Source organism: Nonomuraea phyllanthi (assembly GCF_006334985.2).
Lineage (GTDB): Bacteria > Actinomycetota > Actinomycetes > Streptosporangiales > Streptosporangiaceae > Nonomuraea > Nonomuraea phyllanthi.
In genome coordinates, this window is the sequence record NZ_VDLX02000018.1 from 38686 (window position 1) to 62523 (window position 23838).

Sequence of the window (23838 nt, forward strand, 5' to 3'; positions counted from 1 at the left end):
CGCGGGCGCGCTGCGTTCGGGCACCGCCTCAGCACGTCCGAAAACTGGGCGTTCCCGGCGCGGGCGCCCCGGGCCCGGGGGGTGGGATGCCCGCGCCGGAAAAGGTCAGGAGGTGGGGCGGCGGCGGAGGCCGAGGGCGCCGACCACGATGCCGATGACGCCCACCACCAGCCCGGCCCCGCCCAGGAGCCGGGCCGTGCCGTCGGACGCGGACGACGAGGCCGCCACCGGGCTCACCGAGGGCGTGGCAGCGGCCGGGGCGGCGGAGGCGGAGGCGGAGGCGGCGGAGCCGTGGGCGTCGTCGCCTCCGGCCGGCACCAGCTTGAGCGTGGGCGCCGGGTGCTCGGCCTCGGTCCCGTCGGCCTTGGCCGGGTCGGCCCAGTCCACCACCTCACCGCCCGAGTAGGTCTGCTTCGTCGGGAAGGTCAGCGTGTCGGTGTCGGTGGGCAGCTTGCCCATGGACACCTCGAACTCCTGGAACTCCCCAGGGTTGATCTTGCCGCCCGACCACACGACCTTGGTCACGGCCTCGTCGAGCTCGCCGTACTCGGTCTGGACCGGCTTGGGCAGCTTGCCCTCGGTGACCTTGACGTCCCAGCCGGGCACGGGCTTGACCGACACGAACGCCAGCGGGTGGTCGGTGGGGAAGCTGACCTCGACCTTGACGGTCGAGGCGTTGTCGCGCTCGTTGGGCACCCGGAAGGCGACCTTGGTGAAGCCGCCCTGCTCGGCGCTGCCCGGTTGGATGGTGACGTGGGCCAGCGCCGGGAGGGCGAGGCCGGCGGTGAGGGCGGTGGCGGCGGCGATGACGGTGGCCGCACGGCGTACGAAGGACATGTCGAGAACTCCACTTGGTGAAGGAAAAGGGAAAGGGGTGTCAGAGGGTCAGGCGGGAAGTGGAGGACCACGCCTGGCGACACGGTGCCGGAAGTCCGGCTGGACGGGCACGACCCGGGCCATGACGACGGGCGCGGCGACAAGGACGGCGGGCATGGAGACCGCCGCCGGCAGCGCCGGCACGAGCCGCCGGCCGATGAGGCGCAGCAGCGACCAGAGAGCGGCCTCGCCGCGCGCCAGCCACAGGCCGGTGATCAGGGTGGCCGTCATGTGCGTGAGCAGCATCCCGCTGGAGACGGCCAGGCCGCCCTGGGCGTGCGTGTGCACAGCGGCGGCGCCGGGGGAGGAGAACAGGCCGTGCAGCGTGAAGTAGCCCGCGCCCTCGCCCGCGAACAGCTCGTGCAGCCCGAGCTGGGCCCCCATGAGCACGACGTTGATCGCCGCGGGTGAGCGCTCCCGGCCGCACAGCGCCAGCCCCAGCGCGGACACGCCCGCGAGCCCCAGACCGGTGGCCTGCGGCGTGGGCGCGGAGCCGCCGCCCACCACGTGGGCGAGGGCGGCCAGGGTCACGCAGACAGCGGTGAAGGCGGCCGTCCGCGCGAGCCTGAAGGGGAGTTGCGCTCGCATGGGTGTGTCCCATGCTCTCACGGGGCAGTGAGCAATGAGACCCAGAGTTCGAAGCTGCTCCATGCCTGGTCCGAAAATGGCATTTGCGGCTAGGGTCGTGCCGATCACGTTGACATAGAGGTGAGAACGTTGCGGCACTTAGCTGGTTTCCTCATCGGGCTCGTGGTGACGGCGGCCGTCCTGGGTGGCGGCGGATGGGCCGTCCAGCAGGTCGTCGGCAACGCGGAGGCGAGCACCCCCGACAATCAGAAGATGTGGATCGCGCTCGGCGCGATGGCCGCGATCGGCCTCGTCGTCGGGCTGGTGGTGGCGGGCCGGGTGTCGCCGGTGGCGACGTTCGTGCCGTCGATGGTCCTGCTGGCCTGGACCGTCGTCTACGCCCTCGACGTCAACAGGGCGATCTCCCTCATCCCGAGCGAGCCCTCCGTCAACCAGATCATCAGGGACGCCGGTTTCGGCGCCAAGACGCTGCTCACGACAGGCGTGTACGCCCTGCTCGGCGTGGCGCTGTTCATCCCCGTGCTCATGCCGTCGCGCTGGTCGCGCCCGCACGACGAGTTGGACGAGGACTACGAGACCACGCCGGAGGGCAGCTACTACTGACGGCGCCACCGGGCCGCTACTGGGCCGCTACTGGGCGGGTGCGGCGCCGGTGTAGAGGCGGGTGACCACCTCCTCCAGGCTCGACTGCTCGGGCGCCGTCGCCATGAGGTCGTCCAGCGTGCCGTCGAACGCCAGCCGCCCGTGGTCGATCAGCATGACCCGGCGGCACAACCGCTCGATGTCGCCCAGGTCGTGAGTGGTCAGCAGCACGGTCGTGCCCTGTTCGGCGTTGAGCCGCCGCAGGAAGTCCCTGATGCTGGCCTTGCTCACCACGTCGAGCCCGATCGTCGGCTCGTCGAGCACCAGCACGTCCGGCGCGTGCAGCAGCGCCGCCGTGAGGTCGCCCCGCATGCGCTGGCCCAGGCTGAGCTGGCGCACCGGCGTGCGCATGAACGTGCCGAGATCGAGCGTCTCGGCCAGCTCGTCCAGGCGCGACCTGAACGTGGCGCGGTCGACCTTGTACAGGTGGCGGATCAGCTCGAAGCTGTCGGTGAGCGGCAGGTCCCACCAGAGCGTCGTGCGCTGGCCGAACACCACCCCGATCCGCCGCGCCAGCGTCGTGCGCCTGCGCGACGGGTCGAGCCCGGCCACCCGGACCCGGCCCGACGTGGGCGTCAGGATGCCGCAGAGCATCTTGATCGTGGTCGACTTGCCCGCGCCGTTGGGCCCGAGGTAGCCGACGAACTCTCCCGGCGACACGGTGAACGACAGGTCGCGTACGGCGTGCACGACCCTTCTCCTGACCTTGAACGAGCGTCCGGCCCCGTCCAGTTCGATCATGTCTAACTCCCCGTGGATCGGTAGTGTCTGACGCCCTGCCGCCAGGCCAGCGCGGCCAGCAGGGCGAGGGCCAGGGCGGCGACCGGCCCGGCGAAGCGCAGGAACTCCGGCGTGCCGAACGGGTCGTCCCTGCCCAGCACGTACAGGCCGGGCTGCCAGTTGACGAAGGCCAGCGGGAGCACGTACGTCACGCCCTTGACCAGGTCGCGGGCGTAGATGCTGAGCGGGTACTGGTTGAGCTGGTGGCTGCCGTACGTCAGGGCGTTGGATATCTCGGGCGCGTCGATCAGCACGAACTGCATCGCGCCGCCCAGCGTCCAGACCGCCGTGAAGATGACGATCCCGGTGACCAGCATCACCGGGATCATCCAGGCCCGCCGCCAGTCGAGGTCGAGCGCGCCGACGGCGTAGCCGAGCACCACCGCCGACTGGAGGACCCGGCCGAGCCTGTTGGGGGTGAAGCGGTCGGCGGCGAGCTGGATCCAGGCGCCCACCGGCCTGATCAGGATCGTGTCGAGCGTGCCCGCCTTGATGTGCTGGCTGACCCGGTCGATGTTGCTGATGAACATGTCGCAGATCGCGAACGACACGCTGGCGGCGCCGTACAGGAAGAGCACCTCGTCGCGGGAGAAGCCCGCGAGGGTGGTGGTGTTGGCGAAGACGACCAGGATCACGGCGACGTCGAGCCCGGACGTGATGATGCCGAACAGGATCATCAGCGTGAACGACACCGGGTACGCCGCCGCCGCGCGGGTCCAGGTCCAGATCAGCAGGAAGTACGTCCTAACCACCCTGGATCACCACCTTGTGGCGGATCGCCCGGGTGCCGAGCGCGCCCAGCCCGAGCAGGACCGCCGCCCAGAACAGCTGGACCGCGAACGTGTCCGGCGCCGGCGCCTTGCCGAGGAAGAGGTCGACGGGCAGTTGCACCATCGCCGCCCAGGGCAGCGCGAACGCCAGGTCGCCGAGCCAGCCGGGGAACAGGTGCAGCGGCAGCATCATCCCGGAGAAGAACGTCGTCAGGATCATCGAGGCGACCGCGACGCCACGGTCGTCGACGAGCCAGCAGACCGACAGCGCCACCAGGTAGCGCCAGCCGAAGCTGACGACCACGGCGGCGGTGAAACCGGCCAGGAACGCCAGCCACTGCACAAGATCGGTGGGGACCCTGATGCCGAACACCGCCGCGCCGACCAGCATGGGCGGCAGGCCACGGATCAGGAACAGGTATGCCGCCCTGCCCAGGTCCTCTGACAGCGTCCAGAGCTGCAGCGAGGCGGGACGGACCAGGTCGAGCGCGATGTCGCCGCTGCGGATGCGCTCGGGGATGCCGAGCCCGCCGCCGAACAGCTGCATCGGGCCGATGAACGCCTGCGTGATGAAGCAGAACGTGATGGCGTCGGTGATGTCGTAGCCGGCCAGCCCGGGGCGGGCCTGCCAGAGCGCGATGAGGATGTAGGCGCGCAGCACGCCGAACACGCTGTTGGTGAACGCTCCGGCGAGCGACGCCCAGACGTAGGTGGCGTGTTTGCGGAAACCGTACCGGACGAGCCGGGCATAGAGCGGTATGGTTTTGCACCTCCGGGGGGTGAGGGCACGGTTACGCACCGTGCGTGGACCCGCGCACGGGTCTGCCTTATGGGGAGCACGGCATTATGCGTCCGGTTCCGTAGCCGCCGCAACGCAATAAGCGACGGACCCGGTGGCCCCGTGAAGGAGGGCGATGCCGGGGCAGAAGACAGTGGAGAGACACCTACCGGCCGGTAGGAGGCATCTCGTACGGGGAAGGAGATTAAGCGGAGGGTCTATATGCGGATCGACAGAGACGTGGTGCCGGAGTACCCCTTGAGCTGGCAGGCCCGCGCGCTCACCGGCCTGATGTACGGCACGCTGAAGCCGGCCTCGACCATCCTCATGCGCCATCCCCTGGCGCTGGTCTGCGCGGCCCGCATCGGCAACCTCGGGCGGCTGGTCCGGGTGCCCCAGCCGGAGCAGGTCACGATCACGACCGAGGCGTTCTCGGCGTGCGAGGGCGAGTGGGTGCGCGGCCGGGCAGGGGTCGACGAGCGCAAGGTCGTGCTCTATTTCCACGGGGGCGGCTACTTCTCGTGCTCGCCGCGTACCCACCGGTCCATCACGTGGCGGCTGTCGGCGGCGGCCAAGCGCCCGGTGCTGGCGCTCGACTACCGGCAGGGGCCCGTGCACAAGCTGTCGGACTCGCTGGCCGACGCGCTCGACGCGTACGACTGCCTGCTGGGGCGCGAGTACGCGCCCGAGAACATCATCCTGGCGGGCGACTCGGCGGGCGGCCACCTCACGCTGGCGACGCTGCTGGCGCTGCGCGACCGCGAGTTGCCGCTGCCGGCGGCGGCGATCTGCCTGTCGCCGTGGGCCGATCTGACCGACGGCCCGCGTACGGCGAACCGCTGGCAGGACCCCATGCTGCCGGCCGGCCGGGTGCGGTGGCTGGCCCGCCGGTGGACCGACGGCCTCGACCCGCGCGACCCCCTCGTCTCGCCGGTGCTCGGGGACTTCACGGGGCTGCCGCCGCTGATGATCGTGACGGGGTCGACCGAGGTGCTGCGCGACGAGGCCAGGAAGGTGGCCGAGCGGGCGCGCCAGGCCGGGGTCCAGGTCAGGTACGAGGAGTGGAACCGGATGCCGCACGTCTTCCCGATCCTGGCGGACGTGCTGCCCGAGGCGCGGCTGGCGTTCCGGCACATCGGGAACTTCCTGCGGGCGGTGGCCGCGCACCGCGACTCCGCGGGGGGCGCCGCGGCGGCATGACCACGGGGCCCGCCTATTTGCGGCGATCGGCTTACGCCGGCGTCTCCACAATGTGTAAGGTTAGGTATACCTAACTTATAGCAGGGGGCTGTTCGATGGCTGAGAAGCCGACGGATCATCATAAAGGCGTCGTCCTGCGGACCGAGCGGATCTCCCGGCACATGGTCCGCGTCGTGGTCGGGGGCGACGGGCTGGCCGACTTCGCCACCGCGGGCATGACCGACCACTACGTCAAGCTCGTCTTCCCGTACGAAGGGGTCGACTACCCCGAGCCGTTCAGCGTGAAGACCTGCCGCGAGACGATGCCGCGCGAGACCTGGCCGCGGCTGCGCACCTACACCGTGCGCGCCTGGGACCCCGACACCCGCGAGCTGACCCTCGACTTCGTGGTGCACGGCGACGAGGGGCTGGCCGGGCCGTGGGCCGAGCGCGCCGTGCCCGGCGACGAGCTGCTCATGCTCGGCCCAGGCGGCGGCTACGCGCCCGACCCCGCGGCCGACTGGCACCTCCTGGTCGGCGACGAGAGCGCGCTGCCGGCCATCGCGGCCTCGCTGGAGCGACTGGCCGACCGCGTGACGGCGCACGTGCTGGTGGAGGTGGACGCGCCCGAGGACGAGCAGAAGCTCGAAACGGCCGGCGACGCGCGCATCACGTGGATCTACCGGGGCGACCGGCCCGTGGGGGAGCGGCTCGTCGAGGCGGTGCGGGCGCTGGAGTTCCCCGAGGGCCAGGTGCACGCGTTCGTGCACGGGGAGGCCGGTTTCGTCAAGGAGCTGCGGCGTCACCTGCGGATCGAGCGAGGGATCGGGATGGACCGGCTGTCCATCTCCGGCTACTGGCGGACCGGGGCCGACGACGAGGCGTGGCGCGCGGTCAAGCGCGACTGGAACCGGCAGGTGGAGGCCGAGGAGGAAGCGGCGCTCGCTTCCTGACCCCGCTTACCAAAGAGGAATGACCGCCTTACCTCCGATACCCCTTATGACAGACATGCGGAAAGCCTCCGCCGATCCGGCCACAGTGTGCTGTGCCGTGGTCCAGATCAGGAGAGGCGAACCGGATGGCGCGTGGGGGAAGCGGCATGCCTGCCGGCGTGCGACCGCTTACGGTGGGCGACCCGGTCATCATCGGCCGGTACCTGCTCCTGGGCCGCCTCGGCACAGGCGGGATGGGAGTGGTGTATCTGGCCGAACACCCTCAGGGTGGCCTGGTCGCCCTCAAGACGCCGCATGTGGTGCATCTCAACGATGCCACGTTACGCGCGCGCTTCGCCGAGGAAGTGGCATTCTCGCGAAGATTGGTGCCTTTCTGTACGGCGGCCGTCGTGGAGGACGGCACCGACCAGGACCGCCCCTACCTGGTCACCGAGTACATCCCGGGCCCCGCGCTCTCCCAGGTCGTCGCCGCCAGAGGCCCGCTCACGCCTGACCTGGCGTACGGCGTGGCCCTGGGCGCGGCCGCGGCCCTGGTGGCGGTGCACGAGGCCGGGCTGGTGCACCGGGACCTCAAACCGGGCAACGTGCTGCTGTCCACGCTCGGGCCGCGGGTCATCGACTTCGGCATCGCCCGCGACGTCGACACGCTGAGCGCCCACACCCAGGCCGGGCAGGTCATGGGCAGTCCCGGCTGGGTGGCGCCGGAGCGGCTGACGGGCGGGGCCGCGCTGCCGGCGTCGGACGTGTTCGCGTGGGGATGCCTGGTCGCGTTCGCCGCCTCGGGGCACCACCCGTTCGGCGGCGGTGAGGCGGACGTGCTGACCCGCCGCATCCTGTTCGACCCGCCGCGCCTGGCGGGGCTGCCCGCCATGCTCCGGCCGGCCGTGGAGGCGGCGCTGGCCAAGGACCCCGCCGGCCGCCCCGGGGCGGCCGACCTGCTGCGGGCGCTGCTGGCGGCCGGGGGCGTGGGCGAGCCGTGGGACCTGCGGCAGGCGGTGGCGGGGGTGCTGGAGGAGATCTGGACGCCCGTGCCCTACCCGCCGGGCGGGGGCCGCGTACGCCTCGCGCCACCGCCGGGCGGCGCGTATGCCGGGCCGTCGGGTGTGCCGCCGGAAATGGAGCGTTCCGGGACTGCGGAGCATTTCGGGTCTCCGGGGCATTCCGGGACTCCCGAGCGTTCCGGGGCGCGCAGGCGCAGGGCGAAGGCCGGGGCGCAGCTGTCGCACGCCACCTTCGCCGCCCTCGCCACCGTCTCCGTCGCGGCCCTCACGGTGATCGCGGCGGCGAGCGGCGGCGGCACGGGGACGGGCGGCGGCTCGCTGCTGCCGGGCGACCCGCCGGTCGTGCGGCCCCAGGGCAGCGCCGGCTCCACCGTGCGCCCGTCGGCCATGCCCGCCGGCTCGGGTCCCGCCACGCGGGCACGGACGACCGCGCCCGCGACGCCCACGGTCTTCGTCACCCGGACGCGGACGAAGACCACGCCGGACACGCTGACGAGCCCGTACACCCCGGACAGCCCGCACGCCGCGACGAGCCGGTACACCGTGGAGAGTCCGCCGCCCGAGAACACGTACCGCCCACCGGCCACGGGCGGTCCCGGCGGCTGCGCGCGCGGCCGCGCGGGCCGGCCGGGCTGCCCGCGCCCCTCGCGGACGATCACCCAGATCCCTCAGGAGGGGCCCGGCGAGTCGCCGGACCCCTCCGTGACCGTCTCCGGGACGCCGTCCCCTACCGGATCTCCGTCAGGTCGATCAAATGGAGCTCGTCCCCGGCGAGGTAGCTGAGGAACCTGCCGGTCGTGTCGAAGGTCGGCAGCGAGACGGACCTGCCCTTCGCCTGGATGCCCAGGTCGCCCGACCTGCCGGTGTCCAGGTCGTACAGCCCCACTCCCTCCGGTGCCGCGTCCCCGTACGCCGAGGCGTAGAAGCGGTCCTGGGCCGGCGTGCGGCCCTGGTACCCGCTACCGGGCACGTCCTTCTGCGACGAGCCGTCGCGGTGCCGGAAGAAGGTCCGGCCGTCGGAGCTCCTGCCGACGCAGACGGTCACGCCGCACTGGTGGAGCTCCTCGCCCGGGTGGGTGACGGCGGTCCTGGTCTCGCCGGTCTCGGCGTTCCGGATGCGCGCGAACCCGGTGCCGCCCGGCTCGCTCCTCGCGCCCGGCGTGCCGATCCACGGCCAGGCCAGGAGGTGCATCCCGGCACCCCCCTCGACCGGCTTCACCGTCCCGCCCCCGAGGGGAACGGTGAAGACGCCCCCGGCGTTCAGGGAGAACACGATCTCGTCACCGGCCACGGCGAGTCCGTCGATCCCGGAGCCGTCGTCGACCGGCCCGAGCGGCTGGTCGGCGACGATCCTCGCCGTGCCGCCGTCCAGCGGCGCCGCCCAGAAGTGCGCGACGGAGTCCTTCGTCGCCGTCCACCACGCCACGTGACCGCTCCCCACGGCGAAGCCGCTAGCGAAGGCCACGGTGCCCTCCGGTTCCGGGACGGCGGCGATCTCCCGTTCCGTGCCGCTGCCGAGGTCGTAGGCGTAGACAGCGGCCGCCCGCTCGAACCCGGACGACGCCGCCATCAGCAGCGTGCGCTCGTCGATGAGGGTGACAGGCCGCCACGGCGCGGCGCCGGGCCCCTTCGCCGGAATCTTCCGCACCGCGTCCGGCCAGACCTGCTCCACGGGCGCGGCCGGCCGTTCCGCCCGCGTCCGCGCCTGCGTCGCGGGCACGGCCGTGATGGTGTCGCCGCCGCGGACCACGGCCACCGTCCCGCCCGCGACCAGCACGGCCGCCGCCGCGGCCAGCACCACCCGGGAGCGCCGCCTCCTGCGCCGGTGGATCCGCTCCAGCCGCTCGGGCAGCAGGTCGGGCAGGCGCGGCGCCTGTCCCGCTGCCTCGCCGAACGTCCTGCGGAGGGTCTCCTCGATCTCGGTCATCGTACGTTCCCCCTCGTCATGGGCCCCCTCGTCATGGGCTCGGCCGGGACGGCGTCGCGGAGTTTGCCGAGCGCGCGCGACGCCTGGCTGCGGACCGTGCCGCGCGAGATCCCGAGCACGGCGGCGATCTCCGCGTCGTCGAGCTGCTCGTAATAACGCAGCACCAGCACCGCGCGCTGCTTGCGCGGCAGGCCGGCCAGCGCCTGCCACATCCTGCGCTCGTCGCCGCTCGGCAGCGGGTCGTGGTGCTCGCTCTCCGGCAGGTCCCAGGCGAGCAGCTCGCGCCTGCGCCGGCGCCAGGCGGCGATGTGCAGCCTGGCCATCGTGGTCCTCGCGTAGCTCTCCGGATTCTCCTTCGAGCGCAGGCGAGGCCAGGCGCCGCGCAGCTTCAGCAGCGCCTCCTGGACCAGGTCCGCGGCGTCGTGCGGGTTTCCGGCCAGCACGTAGCCGTAGCGCAGCAGCGCGTCGCCGCGTTGCGCGACGAACTCCGCGAAACGGGGATCAACTTCCAACGGTCCTCGCCCTTCGTCGTTCCTTCACCTCCGAGAGGTACAAGGCGCGAGAACTGTTGCATGACCCGTTGCATGACCCGTGGCATGACAGGGGCCGCGCCGGCGGCTGGGGAGGCCGGCGCGGCCCGTCGCCGGGGACCGCCGCATGCCCGGGGCGGTCCGGCGAGCTCGGGGGCTCAGTGGGTGAACTGCTCCTCTTCGGTCGAGCCCTTGTACGCGGTCGTCGAGGAGTCCGGCGCCACGGCGGTGCTGACCAGGTCGAAGTAGCCGGTCCCGACCTCGCGCTGGTGCCGGGTGGCGGTGTAGCCGCGCGACTCGGCCGCGAACTCCGACTCCTGCAGCTCCACGTACGCCGGCATGCCCTCGGCGGCGTACCCCTGGGCCAGGGTGAACATGGAGTGGTTCAGCGAGTGGAACCCGGCGAGCGTGATGAACTGGAACTTGTACCCCATGTGCCCCAGCTCGCGCTGGAACTTGGCGATGGTGGAGTCGTCCAGGTGCTTCTTCCAGTTGAACGACGGCGAGCAGTTGTAGGCGAGCATCTGGTCGGGATACTCGGCCTTGATCGCCTCGGCGAACGCGCGGGCCACGTCCAGGTCGGGCGTGCCGGTCTCCATCCAGAGCAGGTCGGAGTACGGCGCGTACGCCAGGCCGCGGGCGACGCACGCCTCCAGCCCGTTCCTGACCCGGTAGAAGCCCTCCGCGGTGCGCTCGCCGGTGGTGAACTTCTGGTCGCGCGGGTCGACGTCGCTGGTCAGCAGCGTCGCGGCCTGGGCGTCGGTCCGCGCGATGACCAGCGTGGGGACTCCGGCGACGTCCGCGGCGAGGCGGGCGGCGTTGAGCGTCTTGATGTGCTGGCCGGTCGGGATGAGCACCTTGCCGCCCAGGTGGCCGCACTTCTTCTCGGAGGCGAGCTGGTCCTCCCAGTGCACGCCCGCGGCGCCCGCCGCGATCATGCCCTTCATGAGCTCGAACGCGTTGAGCACCCCGCCGAAGCCGGCCTCGGCGTCGGCCACGATCGGCGCCAGCCAGTACGGCGCGTCGAAGTCGCCCTCCGACCAGGCGATCTGGTCGGCGCGCAGCAGCGCGTTGTTGAGGCGGCGCACGACGGCGGGGACGGAGTTGGCCGGATACAGGCTCTGGTCCGGGTACGTCTGCCCGCCCAGGTTCGCGTCCGCGGCCACCTGCCAGCCGGACAGGTAGATCGCCTTCAGGCCCGCCTTCACCTGCTGGACCGCCTGGTTGCCGGTCAGCGCGCCGAGGGAGTTCACGTAGTCCTCGGTGTGCAGCAGGTCCCACAGCCGTTCGGCGCCGAGCCGGGCCAGCGTGTGCTCCTCCTGGACGCTGCCGCGCAACCTGATGACGTCTTCCGCCCGGTACGTGCGCTCCGTGCCGTCCCAGCGAGGGTCGTTGTCCCACTCGTCCTGCAGCTGCTCGGCAGCTCCCTTGAGGCGATCGATCATCGTTCACTCCTTCTCGTCCCCTGGGCTCACGCCGAGTCTCTGCCCTGGCGGAGCCCGCCCATAGTCGAGAGCGGGCAGAAGAATCGCCGATTTTTCCTGTCTAGCTATTACTCGCGGGTATTCAGGTGTGAAGAATTCGATAGTTTTCCCGTTGGCCTAGACCAATCCATCGTCACCGGGGCTGGATCCGAAGGCTAGAAAATGGGCTGAATTTCTGCCTATGATGCCCGCATGGCGCCGTTGCTGGGTGAACAACCGCTGTCTTTGACGCAGGAGCTCGATCTGATCGCGTTCGGCCAGCGCCTCCGCCACTTGCGCAAGCAGCGCGGCCTCACCCTGTCCGACCTCGGATCGCGCGTCGGCAGGGCGCCCAGCCAGCTGTCGCTGCTGGAGAACGGCAAGCGCGAGCCCAAGCTCTCGCTGCTCAAGGGGCTGGCCGCCGCCCTGGGCGTCCCCGTGGAGGAGCTGCTGCGCCGCCAGGCGCCCAACCGCCGCGCCCAGCTCGAGATCGCGCTGGAGGAGGCGCAGCGCGACCCCATCTACGCCGGGCTCGGGCTGCCGCGGCTCAAGGTCTCCGCCCGCGTGCCGAACGACGTGCTCGAACACATCCTCGGCCTGTACGGCGAGCTGCGCGCCAGGCAGGCCCGCGGCACCGCCACCCCTGAGGAGGCCAGGGCCGCCAACGCCGAGCTGCGGCGCAGGCAGCGCGAGGCGGGAAACTACTTCGGCGAGATCGAGCAGGCCGCCGCCAAGGCGCTCGACGCGGTCGGCTACCGTACGGGCGCGCTGTCGCAGAGCATGATCCAGAGCCTCGTCACGCATTTCGGCTACACCGTGCACACCGCCCAGGACCTGCCCCGGTCCGTACGGTCCATCACGGACCTGCGCAACCGCCGCATCTACGTCAAGCACGAGCAGCTCGGCATGCACACCCCGCGCACGATCCTGCTCCAGACGCTCGGCCACCTCGCGCTCGGCCACGACAAGCCGCGCGACTTCGCCGACTTCCTGCGCCAGCGCACCGAGGCCAACTACTTCGCCGCCGCCGTGCTCGTCCCCGAGCGGGCCGCCGCCCTCTACCTGGAGGAGGCCAAGGCCGCGCGGGCGCTGTCGGTGGAGGACCTGCGCGACGTCTTCGCGGTCTCGTACGAGATGGCCGCCCACCGCTTCACCAACCTCGCCACCCACCACCTGGGCCTCGTCTGCCACTTCGTGCGCAACGACGCCGGCGGCACCATCTACAAGGCGTACGAGAACGACGGCATCGTCTTCCCGGCCGACGAGCAGGGCGCGATCGAGGGGCAGCGGATGTGCCTGCAGTGGTCGGGGCGGCAGGTGTTCGCCTCGCCCGACCGGTTCTCGGTGTACTACCAGTACTCCGACTCGCCCACCGGGACCTACTTCTGCGTGGCCCACGTGGATCCGTCGCGCGAGCGGGACTTCGCCATCACGCTCGGGGTGCCGTACCGGGAGTCGCGCTGGTTCAGGGGGCGCGAGACCACCAACCGCACCAAGTCCGACTGCCCCAACGGCGACTGCTGCCGCCGCCCGCCCGCCGAGCTGGCCGAGCGCTGGGAGGGGTACGCCTGGCCGTCCGCCCGCGCCAACTCCCACGTCCTGGCCGCGCTGCCGCCCGGGTCGTTCCCCGGGGTGGACGAGGCCGACGTCTACACGTTCCTGGAGCGGCACGCCATCACCACATAAGCTGACATGTGGGGATACGGGGGGAGGGGTGGCATGCTCCCTGAAGTGCGCGGATGGTTGCGGCGCCGTACGTCGTCCGCCGCCGACTGGCCGCTCCAAGACCTGAAGGCAGCCAAGGGCCGGACCACGGTGAGCGTGGTGCTGCCCGCCCGCGACGAGCGGGAGACCGTGGGCGAGATCGTCGGGGTCATCCGGCGCGAGCTCGACGGGCTCGTCGACGAGATCGTGGTGATCGACTCGCGCTCCACCGACGACACGGCGCTGGTGGCCGCCCGCGCGGGCGCCTGCGTGCACGCCCAGGACGAGATCCTGCCGCAGCTCAAGCCGCTGGACGGCAAGGGCGAGGCGCTGTGGAAGTCGCTGGCGGTGACGTCGGGCGACGTGGTGGTGTTCGCCGACGCCGACATCCGGAAATTTCGCGCTTCCTTGATATTCGGCCTGCTCGGACCGCTTCTCGCGGATCCCTCCGTGGTGTACGCCAAGGGATGCTATGACCGCCCGCTGTACGGCACCTCCAACGGAGGCGGCCGCGTCACGGAACTCGTGGCCCGACCGCTGATCAACCTCCACTGGCCGCAACTGGCCGGCTTCGTCCAGCCCCTGGCCGGCGAGTACGCCGGCCGCCGCTCGGCCCTGGAACGCGTGCCCTTCCTCACGGGGTACGGCGTGGAGCTCGGGCTCCTGATCGACCTGCTGGAACTGGCGGGGCTGGACGCGTTCGCGCAGGTGGACCTGGGCTCGCGCGAGCACGCCCCGCAGTCGACCGAGGCGCTCGGGGGGATGGCGTCCCAGATCATGCTGGCCGCCTGGTCACGGCTGCGCCGCCAGGGCAAGATCCACGCCTCCCACGAGCCCTCCGTACGGTTGACGCAGTTCCGGAGAGGGGCGGAGGGGCACGACGTGCTGCTACGCGACGTCGGCATCGGCGAACGCCCACCCATGATCACCCTCACCATGTAACCACCCGGCAAACCTGCCCGACCCGGCGATCCAGGCGCGCACCGTCCCAGAGGTGCACCGTCCCAGAGGCGCACCGTCCCAGAGGCGCACCGTCCCAGAGGCGCACCGTCCCAGAGGCGCCGTCCCGGAGGTGCGCCGTCCGCTCCGAGGGCGCGCTGTCCCGGACGTGCGCCGTTCCGGGGACGCGCCTCTCGCAGTCGGCACCGCGCCCTCTCGTCGGGCGCCCGCGCCGGACGGCACCCTCGGTGGCGGGCCCCAGGCGGGCGCGGTTACTTGAAGCCGGCCGCCACGATCTCGGCGATCTGGTCGCGCATGGCCTCGTGGTCCTCCGCGGCCTCCCCCAGGATGATGCGCCCCAGCTGCGGCAGCATCGACGGCAGCAGCGCGAGCCCCGTCAGCAGGAACACCATCCGCGCCACCCGCGCGGAAGGCTCCACCCCCAGCCCATCCGCCAGCGAATGGACCTTCCGGCCGCAGCGCTCCACGCGAACCTCCTGCCCCGGCAGCAGCTCGGGCCCGCGGTAGTTGAGCGCCTCCCACATCAGCAGCCGCACCAGCTCGGGGTGCGCGTCGTAATAGTCCCTCAGCCGTGACACGTACGCCGCCGGATCGGAGCCGGGAAGGGCGATCTGCTGGGTCAGGTCGTCGAGCGCCTCCTCGATGACCGCGTCGAACAGCTTCTCCTTGCTGCCGAAATGCCCGTAGATGCGTTCCTTGTTGACGCCGGCGCGCTCGGCGATGCGATCCACGCGGGCGCCCGCCACGCCGTACGCGGCGAACTCCTCCCGCGCGGCCTCCAGCAGGGCGGCGCGCGTGGCGGCGGTCGAGACCTTGGGTGCCATGCCGCCCATCATAGGCCACCAACCAGTTGGTTGCATTCCAACTAGCTGGTTGACATCCAACTGGTTGGTTGGCTACCGTCCCGGGACATGGCGATAACGAATGCTTGCCCGCCGCTCCCCAGCGAGCCGGCGACCCCATCGACTCCGGAGGCCATGGCCACCACGAACGCCGTGAGCACCGGGAAGACCGTGAGCACCGGGAAGGCCGTGAGCACCACCGAGGCCATGACCGCCCCACCTGCCCCCACGGCCGCCTTCGGTCGCACCCTCACGGCCTTCGCCCTCACCGCCGTCCTGGCGAGCGGCCAGTTGTACATCGTGATCCCCCTCCTGCACGACATGGCCACCGGCTGGGGCACCTCGCCCGGCGGCCTGACCTGGCTGGTGACCGCGTTCGGCATCGGGTACGGCGCCGGCTTCCTGGTGTTCGGCCCGCTGTCCGACCGTTACGGGCGGCGCAGGTTGCTGATGCTCGGACTGCCGCTGGCCGCGCTGACGTCGGTGGCGGTGGCGCTGAGCCCGACTCCCGAGGTGGCGCTGGCGTTGCGGGCGGTGCAGGGGCTCGCGGTGGCGATGTTCCCGCCCGCGGCCCTGGCGTACCTGGCCGAACGGGTGGAGCCGCGCCGGCGGGTGGTCGCGATCGCGGCGGTGACCGGCGCGTTCCTCGCCTCCGCCGTGGTGCTCCAGGTGGCCGCGCAGGTGCTGGTGGACGCGATCGGCTGGCGCGGGCTGTTCCTGCTGTCGGCGGCCGGTTACCTGGTGGCGTTCGCGGGGATGCGGGCGGTCGTGCTGCCCGACCTGCCGCGCGAGGGCTCGGGCTCGCTGCTGTCGGTCTACCGGGCGCTGCCGGGTCTGCTGTTCCACCGGGTGCTGGGGCTGCGCTACCTCGCCACGGTCATGTTGATGGTGGGCTTCGTGGCTGTTTACACGGGTCTGCAGATCTACGGGGTGGCCTCGTCCTCGGGCCTCCTCATGCTGCGGGCGGCCGGCCTGCCGTCGATGGTCCTGGTGCCGCTCCTCATGCCGTGGCTGGCCCGTGTCGCCACGACGCTCAGGACCGCCGCGTTCCTGGCGGCCGGCGCCCTCGCGCTCGCGGCCGTCGGCCTGACCGGCGCGAGCGTGCTCGTCCTGCTGCTCGCCGTCTACGTCGCCGCCATCACCGGCGGGCTGCCCAGCCTGAACGAGGCCGTCTCCGCCGGCGCGGGCCGCGCGCGCGGGACCGCGCTGTCGCTGTTCTCCTTCGCGCTCGCCGTCGGCGGCAGCGCCGGACCGCAGGTGGCCGCCGCGTTCGGGGGATTCACCCCGCTGATGTACGGCCTCGCGATCGGCATGGGACTGGCGGCGCTGGCCGTACTGATCTCCGCCAGGCCGGCCGGGAGCGCCGCCAGGCCGGCGGCGGAGCCCGCCACCTCAGCCGGGCAGGCCGCCTGAGGTGAGGCCGGGCGGCGAGCACGGCGAGAGGCCCGGGCCGGGCGCGCTGCCCTGGCCCGGACCTGCCGGTGGCGCGAGCCTTATGTACCGGTCGGAGACGGCCGCGGCGCCGGACCCCGGGAACAGCTCCGGCACGAACCCCCTGGGCGCGGGCCGGAACGCCAGGCAGAGAGCCGCGACGGCGACGGCGGCGAGGACCGCGACGAGCCGGTGGTTCACAGCGGACCCCTCCCGGACGCGGGCGTGAACGTAAAGTAACTGCCATGTTACCCACAGTGGAGGGGCGGGGGGAGCCCCGCTGCCGCGTAACTTATTACCACCGGTAACCACGTACGAGGAGAGTGCGCACATGAGCGGCTTCTGCCCGGAGCTCAGCGACGATGTGGCCGAGGTGCGCGACTGGGTGCACGCGTTCGCCCGCGACGTGATCCGCCCGGCCGGCGCCGAATGGGACGAACGGGAGGAGACGCCCTGGCCGGTCATCCAGGAGGCGGCCAAGATCGGCCTGTACTCCCTCGACTTCTTCGCCACCCAGTGGTTCGAGGAGAGCGGGCTGGCGGTGCCCGTGGCGTTCGAGGAGATCTTCTGGGGTGACGCGGGCATCGGCCTGTCCATCGTCGGCACCGGCCTGGCCGCCGCCGCGGTCTCCTCGAGCGGCACGCCGGAGCAGCTGGGGGAGTGGCTGCCGCAGATGTTCGGCACGCCGGACGACGTCAAGCTGGGCGCCTTCTGCGCCTCCGAGCCGGACGCCGGATCCGACGTCGGCGCCATCCGCACCCGTGCCGTCCCCGACGGGAGCGACTGGATCCTGGACGGCGTCAAGTCCTGGGCCACCAACGGTGGCATCGCCGACGTCCACGTCGTCGTGGCCTCGGTCGACCCGTCGCTCGGCACGCGGGGCCAGGCGACCTTCGTCGTGCCGCCCGGCACGCCGGGCCTGTCCATGGGCCAGAAGTTCCGCAAGCACGGCATCCGCGCCTCCCACACGGCCGAGGTCATCCTCGACGGCGTACGCGTACCGGACTCCTGCCTGCTCGGCGGCCGGGAGAAACTGGACGCCCGCCTGGCGCGCGTCCGCAACGGGGAGCGCGCCGGTGAGCAGGCGGCGATGCGCACCTTCGAGACCACCCGCCCGTCGGTCGCCGCCATGGCGGTGGGCATCGCCCGCGCCGCCTTCGAGTACGCCAGGGACTACGCCCGCGAGCGCGAGCAGTTCGGCCGCAAGATCGGCGAGAACCAGGCGATCGCCTTCCTGCTGGCCGAGATGGCCACCCGGGTGGACATGGCCCGCCTGCTGACCTGGCGGGCGGCCTGGATGGCGCGCAACGGCCGGCCGTTCACGCAGGCGGAGGGCTCGATGTCGAAGCTGGTGGCGGGGGAGTGCGCGGTGTGGGTGACCGAGCAGGCGATCCAGATCCTGGGCGGCGCGGGCTACACCCGGGAGCATCCGGTCGAGCGTTTCCACCGGGACGCCAAGATCTACACGATTTTCGAGGGGACGTCGGAGATCCAGCGCCTGATCATCGGCCGAGCCGTGACCGGCCTGCCGGTGAGGTGAGAATCCGGCGGCCCCGCGTGTCATGCCGATCGGCCCGTGAACCGCCAGAGGCCGGTTCAGCTGGTGCTTCGGCCGCCGAAGACGATACAGAAGGCCAGTGGTTCCCGCTCGGCCCGGTTCCGATCATGCACAGAGCATGCCGGCTCCTCTCCTCTCGGGAGGATCTGATGGCCTCGTTCTACGGGGTCGCCTTGTCCTCGAAGCGGTGCAGGGCGAGACCGAGGGCGAAGGCGATGAGCGCGGCGAGCCCGAGCACCGCCGGGGTGGCGCCCCATCCGCCGGTGGCGGTGGCCACGGCCGCTACCAGCGGGGGACCGGCCACCTGGCCGAGGGTGGATCCCTGCATGCCCAGGCCGACGGTGGCGGATTGCGCCTGCGGGGACGGCGCGAGGGCCGGCATCGCACCGAGCAGCGTCGCCGGGATCACGCCTCCGGCGAAGGAGAGCAGCAGGCAGCACGCGTAGCGGAGGCCCAGTGGCGACCCGTCGGCGAAGATGCCGACTGCGGACAGCCCCATCAGCGCGCTGCCGGCGCAGATCAGCACCGAGCGCGGAGCGCCGCGTCCGCGTAGCCACCCGCCGAGCAGGTTGCCGGGGGCGTTGGCGATCGTGGCGGCCGCCGTGAGCAGTGCGGCGGTCGCGGCGGGCACGGCGTACTCGGTGGTGAGCAGCGTGGGCAGGAAGCCGATCACCGCCAGGTACTGGAGCGCGTAGGCCGCGAAGGCGCCGGCCACGAGGAGCGGGCCCGGCGCGGTCAGCACGGCGCGCATCGCCGGCGACGGCCGGAGCCGTGCCCGGTCGCCCGGCGGCCGGAGCGTACGGCCGGCGCCCGCGACGGCCAGCGCCACGGCGGCGGTCAGCACCGCGCCGGCCAGCCAGAGTGCCCGCCAGCCACCGTGCGCCAACAGCACCGGCGCGGCCAGCACGCCCAACGCGGAACCGGTCGGCATGAACGAGCTCCACACGCCGAACATCACGCCGTGGTCGGCCCGCGCGGTGACTCGTACCAGCAGTGGGGGCACGGCCAGGACGGTCAGCACGAATCCCAGCCCTTCGCCGAACCGGGTCAGCAACAGCAGCGTGCCGTCCTGTGCCGCCGCGCCGAGAGCGCTGCTCGCCGCGGTGAGGACCAGCCCGGCCAGCATCGATCGCCGGTGCCCGAACCGGTCGACCAGCGCGCCGAGCAGCAGGCCGGAGAGCCCGCCCGCGACATTCACCGCCGCCAGCACCCAACCGCCCGCGACCAGCGAGAGCCCGAGATCGGCGCGGATCGACGGCAGCCCCGCGACCGCCTTGCCGATCTGAAGGGCGGCGGCCACCCCGGCGGCGAACAGCAACAGGCCGACGCCCCAGTTGGTCCGGGCCGGCCGGGTCGGCGACGGCGCGGCCGTCCCCTCCGTCTTGGGCGCGACCATACACCCTCCTCAAACCAAGTTACGAATTCGAACTTGGTTGTGAAGAGTTACAGAGTAAGTTACTTATGTCAAGCCGGTTATGAGAGGTAACCTGCCCCGCTAGGGTGCCGGCGCCGTGGTCCGCTGGCCAGTGGTTCCCCGAGCCAACCTAGTGACTTCTGGTAACTTGAACGCCGTGGAGGAAGAGACGGTCGAGCAGCCCAGGTCCCGGCTGCGTCCGGGAGACACGGCGTTCTGTCCCTACTACCACCAAGCCGTGGCCGTCATCGAGCGCCGCTGGGCGGGTTTGATCCTGCGCGCGCTGTTGGCGGGGAAGACCCGCTTCAACGACATCGCCTCGGTCTGGCCGGGCATGTCGAACCGGCTGCTGTCCCAGCGGCTCAAGGAGTTCGAACGGGACGGGATCGTCCGGCGGATCGTGCATGACGAGACGCCGGTCCGGGTCGAATACCGGCTGACCGACAAGGGCGAGGCCCTGTCCGGTGTCGTCATCGCTCTGACCGAGTGGGCCGACTACTGGCTCCGCGACCACCCATCGACCTGAGCGGGCGGTTCCGGCGCGACCCGGCCACCGCCGGACCCTGCCTCCGGATCGATGCGGAGCCGGGCTAGGCGGGCAGCGGCCGCATCGGGGACACGCGGCGCAGGTGGACGAGCACGTCGAAGGCGCCGGTCAGGGAGGCGACCGCGAGGTGCTCGGCCGCGTCGCGGGAGGGGTCGTAGACGCCGCTGATGACGCGTGCCTTCGCGGGTCCGTCCCATTGGCCGCGCAGCCGGTCGGCACGCAGGTCCAGCCAGTGGGCGGGCCGGCCGGCCGCCGCGAGGCGGGCGTCGAGCCAGTCGGGAGCCGGTTCCGGGACGGTGGCGACGCCGAGGTCGCCGTGGTGGAAGCCGATCGCCACAGAGACGTAGGCCGCGCCGTAATGGTGGCGTAGCTCGCTGCCGACCGTGGGCTGGGGGCCGCGCTGAGGGGCCAGGCCCAGGGTCGCCGGCGCCGCCGAGGTGTGCGCCATGCCGTCCCAGTAGGTGACGCGCCGGCTGGTCTCCCGCTGGTGGTCGATGATCGCCCCCGCCCATGCCCGGGCGTCGCCAGCGTACGTGCCGCGTCCGGCGACGCTGCGCTCGTGGAAGTCCACGATGAGGCGCATCCGGGCCAGGGCGGAGCCGCCGGGCAGCCGCTCGACGATCGCGAGCGCGTCGCGGGCGTGCTCGGCGAAGGGCCGGCCAGGGTGCAGGCCCCGCGCGCGCTGCACGTGCTCGTCGATCTCGTGCGCGGTACGGATCGGCTCCAGGTGGGCGGCCAGCTCGGCCAGCCGGTGCGGCGCCGTGCGCCGGACGTGATCGAGCACCGCGTCGTAGTCGGCGGCCCGCGCCTGCGCGGGCCTGACCCCGAAGATCCGGACAGCGTCATCCGGATTGTCCTGGTTGAAGGAGCGGATCCACTGCAGCGCCGCGGCCATCTCGGCGGTGCGCCAGGGACGCCAGGCGCTCTCCAGCGCGGCCGCGGCCGTCCCCTCGCCGCCGGTGACATACGCGTCGAGCGTCGCGCCGACGGCGGCGTCGTCCTGCAGGGCCAGCGCGCGGAAGCGATGCTTCTGGACCAACCGGCGGAAGATCTGGTCGCGCACGCCGAAGGTCTCACTGGCGAACCTCGTGGACTCGCCGAGCCCGGCGACCGCCGCGCCGGCGGCGACCGCGTCCGCCAGTTCGTCGAGTGCGGCTCCAGGCAGAGGGCTCGATGCGGTGGTCGTGCGCGGGCCGGGGGTGAGGTCGCCCCGCCCGCCGGGGCTGCCGGCGATGGTCATGGTCTCTCCTCAATGACATGGGAGTTACATCGATCGGTGTAGAAGCTACATCGATCGATGTAATGAATGCAATGAGCGGTGTAATCGGGTAGCCTCAACGAGCGTGACGGAGAGAAGGAAGCCCGCCGGCCAGCCCGACAAGCGCCGGGCGATCGTGGCCGGGGCGCTGACGCTGTTCGCCCGCGACGGCTACACCCGCGCCGGCCTCGACGCGATCGCCGCCGAGGCGGGGGTGTCCAACCGCACCATCTACAACCACTTCCTCGACAAGGCCGAGCTGTTCCAGACGGTGATCCAGGAGAGCACGCAGCGGGTCGCCGGCACCATGGTCGACATCATCGACCGCCACCTCAGCAAGGTCGTCGATCTCGAAAAGGACCTGGTGGACTTCGGGCTGGCCTGGATCGGAGTGCTGACCTCCGATCTGGCCCCGCACTTCGCGCTCATCCGCCAGATCAACGCCGAGGTCGAGCACATCCCGCCGGCCGCGCTCAAGCTGTGGCAGGAGACCGGACCCGGCCGCACCCGGCGCGAACTGGCCGAACGGCTCCACCGGCTCGCCGAGCGCGGCGACCTCGCGATCGCCGACCCCGCACGCGCCGCCGGGCACCTGATGCTGCTCATCTCCGCCGACAACCTGACCGACCGGGCCGATCTGCACGACGAGGACGCGCTCAGGGCGATGGTCACCGCGGGAGTGCGGGCCTTCCTCCACGGCTACGGGCGCTGACCGGGCCGTCCATCCGGGGCGCGGCCGTCACCGGTGCTCACGACATCGGATGGCGCTGCGCGGGTGCTCCGGTCGCGGTGCCGGTGCCGGTGCCGGTGCCGGTGCCGGTGTCGGTGCTGGTGCTGGTGTCAGCGTCGACCACGCCGTGCCGCCGCTCGGTCAGGTCGTCGAGCTGGGCGCGGAGCTTCTCCAACTCGGCCAGGACGAGCTGGAGGTCGGCCTGGTTGCGGTTCTCCTCCTCCGAGGTGCGCTGGAACCGCTCGACGAACCAGGCCGCGATCGACGCCGTGACGACACCGAGCAGCGCGATGCCCGACAGCATCAGCGTCGCGGCGATGAGCCGACCCTCCAGCGTGGTCGGATACAGGTCGCCGTAGCCGACCGTGGTCATGGTCGTCAGCGACCACCACAGGGCGTCGGACAGCGTGAGGATCGTGGGCTCGGGGGAGTGGCGTTCGGAGTCCAGCACCGCGATGGCGCCGACCAGGGCCAGGAAGCAGGCCCAGCCGCTGACGTACACCGTCACCCGCATGCGCAGCGGCAACGTGACCCGGCGCATCAGCGCGGTCAGCATCAGGAGCGAGCGCAGCACCGCCAGCGGGCGCAGCAGCGGCAGCAGCACGACCAGGAGCGCCGGGAGGTGCGTGGCCACGAAGTGCCAGCGCCGGTCCGCCAGCCACACCCGGATGACGTAGTCGACGGCGAAGCAGCCCCAGGCCACCTGCTGCCCGACCTCGAGCCAGGTCACCGCGCCGCCCGGCAGCCCGGGCAGCACGATCGGCAGTGCCCAGCTGACGAGGAAGAGCAGGCCGATGCCGAGCAGCACGGGGTCGGTCCTGCGCTCCCATGCCTGCAGCCGGAGCGATGGCGGGGGTGCCGTGCCGGGATCTTCCATCACTCTTCCCGTTCGTCAGGGGCTCGTCGGTCAGCCTTCGCCGCCGCTTCCCAGGAAGCCCTCCTTGTCCAGCCAGTCGGCGGAGACCTTGCCCGGTTCCATGCCGTCGACGTCGACCTGCGCGCAGAGCTTCTGCATGGTGGCGTCGTCAAGCTTGGCGATCACGGGCTGGAGGACTTTCTCCAGGGCAGGGTACTTTGCGTAGGTATCCTCCCGCACGGTCACCGCCGCGTTGTAGATCGGGAAGAACTTCTTGTCGTCCTCAAGCACGGTGAGGCCGAGCGCGGCGATGCGGCCGTCGGTGGTGAACACCTCACCGAAGTTGCACGTCTGCCCCTTGTCCGTCTCGGTGTAGACGACGCCGGTGTCGAGCAGGCTGACGTGGTCCTTCGGGATCTTCATCCCGTACGCCTTGGACAGGCCGGGCAGGCCGTCGTCCCGCGTGGAGAACTCCGTCTCGATGCAGATCGTGACCTCCTCCGGCTTGGTCTTGGCCAGCTCGGCCACGTCGGAGACCGTCTTGACCCCCAGCTCCTCGGCCTTCTCCGAGCGGATGGCCAGGGCGTAGGTGTTGTTCAGCGGGGTCGGACCGATCCAGTGGATCTTGTTCTGGGCCAGGTCCGCCTCGGCGGTGGCCTTGAACTGCTCGGCCGAGTCCTGGATCGGCTCGGTCTTCTTCAGGTGCTCGATCCAGCCGGTGCCGGAGTACTCCCAGTACAGGTCGATCTCACCGGCCTCGAGCGCCTTGCGGTTCGGTACGGTGCCCCCCAGGTTGGTCTTGTCCTCCACCTCGGCTCCGTGCGCCTTGAGGAGCTGCACCGCGATCTTGCCGAGCACGATGTTCTCGGTGAAGTCCTTGGAGCCGACGACGAGTTTCGCGCCGGCCAGCTCGTCGCCCGCGCTGGAGGCCTCGACCCTGTCGGAGCCGCCACAGGCGCTCGTCAGGGTCAGCGCCGCAGCGGCGAGCAGGGTGAACGTCGTCCGGAGGGGACGGGAGAGCATGAAAGAAACACCTCTGTATCTGTGATGG

Annotated in this window: 24 protein-coding genes; 10 read left to right on the forward strand and 14 right to left on the reverse strand. The window is 71.7% G+C overall.

The annotated features are described in order from the left end of the window. Positions 1-105 precede the first annotated feature (105 nt). Both FH608_RS37640 and FH608_RS37645 read right to left on the reverse strand, forming a co-directional pair. Positions 106-837, reverse strand: a complete 732-nt coding sequence (locus tag FH608_RS37640) for a YcnI family copper-binding membrane protein (protein WP_139635173.1) — start codon at positions 835-837, stop codon at positions 106-108. A gap of 48 nt (positions 838-885) precedes the next feature. Further along, complete coding sequence (locus tag FH608_RS37645; RefSeq protein ID WP_139635174.1) at positions 886-1464, reverse strand: MFS transporter; 579 nt, start codon at positions 1462-1464, stop codon at positions 886-888. 120 nt (positions 1465-1584) lie between these two features. Between FH608_RS37645 and FH608_RS37650 the strand changes: the two genes are divergently transcribed. Next, positions 1585-2067: a hypothetical protein gene (locus FH608_RS37650; RefSeq protein ID WP_226900244.1), complete on the forward strand. Its 483-nt coding sequence runs from the start codon at positions 1585-1587 to the stop codon at positions 2065-2067. Positions 2068-2094: 27 nt separating this feature from the next. Here FH608_RS37650 and FH608_RS37655 read toward each other — a convergent pair whose 3' ends face one another. Genes FH608_RS37655 through FH608_RS37665 form a run of 3 tightly spaced genes read right to left on the reverse strand, consistent with a single transcriptional unit; the run spans position 2095 to position 4455 of the window. After that, positions 2095-2847, reverse strand: coding sequence for an ABC transporter ATP-binding protein (locus FH608_RS37655; protein ID WP_139635176.1), 753 nt, complete (start codon positions 2845-2847; stop codon positions 2095-2097). A 2-nt stretch (positions 2848-2849) separates the two neighbouring features. Beyond that, the gene (locus FH608_RS37660) at positions 2850-3638 is read right to left on the reverse strand and encodes an ABC transporter permease (protein ID WP_193318845.1); all 789 of its coding nucleotides are present in this window, start codon (positions 3636-3638) and stop codon (positions 2850-2852) included. Next, on the reverse strand, positions 3631-4455 hold the full coding sequence (locus FH608_RS37665; protein WP_139635177.1) for an ABC transporter permease: 825 nt from the start codon (positions 4453-4455) through the stop codon (positions 3631-3633). The genes FH608_RS37660 and FH608_RS37665 overlap by 8 nt, the downstream gene beginning before the upstream one ends. Positions 4456-4656: 201 nt before the next feature. Here FH608_RS37665 and FH608_RS37670 point away from each other — a divergent pair, with 201 nt between their 5' ends. The 3 genes from FH608_RS37670 to FH608_RS37680 all read left to right on the forward strand — a co-directional run bounded on the left by FH608_RS37670 (position 4657) and on the right by FH608_RS37680 (position 8350). After that, complete coding sequence (locus FH608_RS37670) at positions 4657-5634, forward strand: alpha/beta hydrolase (RefSeq protein ID WP_226900245.1); 978 nt, start codon at positions 4657-4659, stop codon at positions 5632-5634. Positions 5635-5729: 95 nt separating this feature from the next. After that, positions 5730-6566: a siderophore-interacting protein gene (locus FH608_RS37675; RefSeq protein ID WP_139635178.1), complete on the forward strand. Its 837-nt coding sequence runs from the start codon at positions 5730-5732 to the stop codon at positions 6564-6566. A 158-nt stretch (positions 6567-6724) separates the two neighbouring features. Further along, positions 6725-8350: a protein kinase domain-containing protein gene (locus FH608_RS37680; protein WP_193318846.1), complete on the forward strand. Its 1626-nt coding sequence runs from the start codon at positions 6725-6727 to the stop codon at positions 8348-8350. On the opposite strand, the gene FH608_RS37685 is transcribed toward FH608_RS37680, so the two are convergent. The 3 genes from FH608_RS37685 to aceA all read right to left on the reverse strand — a co-directional run bounded on the left by FH608_RS37685 (position 8295) and on the right by aceA (position 11469). Next, complete coding sequence (locus FH608_RS37685; RefSeq protein WP_139635180.1) at positions 8295-9494, reverse strand: hypothetical protein; 1200 nt, start codon at positions 9492-9494, stop codon at positions 8295-8297. The genes FH608_RS37680 and FH608_RS37685 overlap by 56 nt on opposite strands. Continuing rightward, the gene (locus FH608_RS37690) at positions 9491-10006 is read right to left on the reverse strand and encodes a SigE family RNA polymerase sigma factor (RefSeq protein ID WP_139635181.1); all 516 of its coding nucleotides are present in this window, start codon (positions 10004-10006) and stop codon (positions 9491-9493) included. The genes FH608_RS37685 and FH608_RS37690 overlap by 4 nt, the downstream gene beginning before the upstream one ends. A 176-nt stretch (positions 10007-10182) precedes the next feature. Continuing rightward, positions 10183-11469: an isocitrate lyase gene (gene aceA, locus FH608_RS37695; protein ID WP_139635182.1), complete on the reverse strand. Its 1287-nt coding sequence runs from the start codon at positions 11467-11469 to the stop codon at positions 10183-10185. A 231-nt stretch (positions 11470-11700) separates the two neighbouring features. Here aceA and FH608_RS37700 point away from each other — a divergent pair, with 231 nt between their 5' ends. Beyond that, positions 11701-13173 (forward strand): helix-turn-helix transcriptional regulator, encoded by a 1473-nt coding sequence (locus tag FH608_RS37700; RefSeq protein WP_226900246.1) that lies wholly within the window; start codon positions 11701-11703, stop codon positions 13171-13173. A 33-nt stretch (positions 13174-13206) separates the two neighbouring features. Then, positions 13207-14133: a glucosyl-3-phosphoglycerate synthase gene (locus FH608_RS37705; RefSeq protein WP_139635183.1), complete on the forward strand. Its 927-nt coding sequence runs from the start codon at positions 13207-13209 to the stop codon at positions 14131-14133. 269 nt (positions 14134-14402) lie between these two features. Here the strand turns inward: FH608_RS37705 and FH608_RS37710 are convergent, their stop codons facing one another. After that, positions 14403-14975 carry a TetR/AcrR family transcriptional regulator gene (locus FH608_RS37710; RefSeq protein ID WP_139635184.1) on the reverse strand — a complete coding sequence of 191 codons (573 nt, stop codon included), beginning with the start codon at positions 14973-14975 and terminating at the stop codon, positions 14403-14405. A 153-nt stretch (positions 14976-15128) separates the two neighbouring features. Here FH608_RS37710 and FH608_RS37715 point away from each other — a divergent pair, with 153 nt between their 5' ends. Further along, positions 15129-16406 carry an MFS transporter gene (locus FH608_RS37715; protein ID WP_193318847.1) on the forward strand — a complete coding sequence of 426 codons (1278 nt, stop codon included), beginning with the start codon at positions 15129-15131 and terminating at the stop codon, positions 16404-16406. Here FH608_RS37715 and FH608_RS37720 read toward each other — a convergent pair. Further along, positions 16386-16625, reverse strand: coding sequence for a hypothetical protein (locus FH608_RS37720; RefSeq protein WP_139635186.1), 240 nt, complete (start codon positions 16623-16625; stop codon positions 16386-16388). The genes FH608_RS37715 and FH608_RS37720 overlap by 21 nt on opposite strands. Before the next feature lie 130 nt (positions 16626-16755). On the opposite strand from FH608_RS37720, the gene FH608_RS37725 reads away from it, so the two are divergent. Next, the gene (locus tag FH608_RS37725; RefSeq protein ID WP_139635187.1) at positions 16756-17964 is read left to right on the forward strand and encodes an acyl-CoA dehydrogenase family protein; all 1209 of its coding nucleotides are present in this window, start codon (positions 16756-16758) and stop codon (positions 17962-17964) included. Positions 17965-18142: 178 nt separating this feature from the next. Here the strand turns inward: FH608_RS37725 and FH608_RS37730 are convergent, their stop codons facing one another. Continuing rightward, complete coding sequence (locus FH608_RS37730; protein ID WP_139635188.1) at positions 18143-19378, reverse strand: MFS transporter; 1236 nt, start codon at positions 19376-19378, stop codon at positions 18143-18145. A 175-nt stretch (positions 19379-19553) separates the two neighbouring features. Here FH608_RS37730 and FH608_RS37735 point away from each other — a divergent pair, with 175 nt between their 5' ends. After that, a complete protein-coding gene (locus FH608_RS37735) occupies positions 19554-19922 on the forward strand; it encodes a winged helix-turn-helix transcriptional regulator (protein ID WP_226900247.1) in 369 nt (122 codons plus the stop codon). A 64-nt stretch (positions 19923-19986) separates the two neighbouring features. Here FH608_RS37735 and FH608_RS37740 read toward each other — a convergent pair whose 3' ends face one another. Next, complete coding sequence (locus tag FH608_RS37740; RefSeq protein WP_139635189.1) at positions 19987-21183, reverse strand: erythromycin esterase family protein; 1197 nt, start codon at positions 21181-21183, stop codon at positions 19987-19989. A gap of 103 nt (positions 21184-21286) precedes the next feature. Here FH608_RS37740 and FH608_RS37745 point away from each other — a divergent pair, with 103 nt between their 5' ends. Further along, the gene (locus FH608_RS37745) at positions 21287-21913 is read left to right on the forward strand and encodes a TetR/AcrR family transcriptional regulator (RefSeq protein ID WP_139635190.1); all 627 of its coding nucleotides are present in this window, start codon (positions 21287-21289) and stop codon (positions 21911-21913) included. Positions 21914-21950: 37 nt separating this feature from the next. Here FH608_RS37745 and FH608_RS37750 read toward each other — a convergent pair whose 3' ends face one another. Further along, positions 21951-22808 (reverse strand): potassium channel family protein, encoded by an 858-nt coding sequence (locus FH608_RS37750; protein WP_139635191.1) that lies wholly within the window; start codon positions 22806-22808, stop codon positions 21951-21953. 30 nt (positions 22809-22838) lie between these two features. Then, positions 22839-23810 (reverse strand): glycine betaine ABC transporter substrate-binding protein, encoded by a 972-nt coding sequence (locus tag FH608_RS37755; protein ID WP_139635192.1) that lies wholly within the window; start codon positions 23808-23810, stop codon positions 22839-22841. Between the last annotated feature and the right edge of the window lie 28 nt (positions 23811-23838).

Excerpts from the sequence above, each read along its gene's own strand:
- FH608_RS37645 (WP_139635174.1), bottom strand. The coding sequence starts at position 1,464 with ATGCGAGCGCAACTCCCCTTCAGGCTCGCGCGGACGGCCGCCTTCACC.
- FH608_RS37705 (WP_139635183.1), top strand. The coding sequence starts at position 13,207 with ATGCTCCCTGAAGTGCGCGGATGGTTGCGGCGCCGTACGTCGTCCGCC.
- FH608_RS37675 (WP_139635178.1), top strand. The coding sequence starts at position 5,730 with ATGGCTGAGAAGCCGACGGATCATCATAAAGGCGTCGTCCTGCGGACC.
- FH608_RS37715 (WP_193318847.1), top strand. The coding sequence starts at position 15,129 with ATGGCCACCACGAACGCCGTGAGCACCGGGAAGACCGTGAGCACCGGG.
- FH608_RS37725 (WP_139635187.1), top strand. The coding sequence starts at position 16,756 with ATGAGCGGCTTCTGCCCGGAGCTCAGCGACGATGTGGCCGAGGTGCGC.
- FH608_RS37730 (WP_139635188.1), bottom strand. The coding sequence starts at position 19,378 with ATGGTCGCGCCCAAGACGGAGGGGACGGCCGCGCCGTCGCCGACCCGG.
- FH608_RS37740 (WP_139635189.1), bottom strand. The coding sequence starts at position 21,183 with ATGACCATCGCCGGCAGCCCCGGCGGGCGGGGCGACCTCACCCCCGGC.
- aceA (WP_139635182.1), bottom strand. The coding sequence starts at position 11,469 with ATGATCGATCGCCTCAAGGGAGCTGCCGAGCAGCTGCAGGACGAGTGG.
- FH608_RS37750 (WP_139635191.1), bottom strand. The coding sequence starts at position 22,808 with ATGGAAGATCCCGGCACGGCACCCCCGCCATCGCTCCGGCTGCAGGCA.
- FH608_RS37685 (WP_139635180.1), bottom strand. The coding sequence starts at position 9,494 with ATGACCGAGATCGAGGAGACCCTCCGCAGGACGTTCGGCGAGGCAGCG.
- FH608_RS37670 (WP_226900245.1), top strand. The coding sequence starts at position 4,657 with ATGCGGATCGACAGAGACGTGGTGCCGGAGTACCCCTTGAGCTGGCAG.
- FH608_RS37710 (WP_139635184.1), bottom strand. The coding sequence starts at position 14,975 with ATGGCACCCAAGGTCTCGACCGCCGCCACGCGCGCCGCCCTGCTGGAG.
- FH608_RS37755 (WP_139635192.1), bottom strand. The coding sequence starts at position 23,810 with ATGCTCTCCCGTCCCCTCCGGACGACGTTCACCCTGCTCGCCGCTGCG.
- FH608_RS37655 (WP_139635176.1), bottom strand. The coding sequence starts at position 2,847 with ATGATCGAACTGGACGGGGCCGGACGCTCGTTCAAGGTCAGGAGAAGG.
- FH608_RS37700 (WP_226900246.1), top strand. The coding sequence starts at position 11,701 with ATGGCGCCGTTGCTGGGTGAACAACCGCTGTCTTTGACGCAGGAGCTC.
- FH608_RS37640 (WP_139635173.1), bottom strand. The coding sequence starts at position 837 with ATGTCCTTCGTACGCCGTGCGGCCACCGTCATCGCCGCCGCCACCGCC.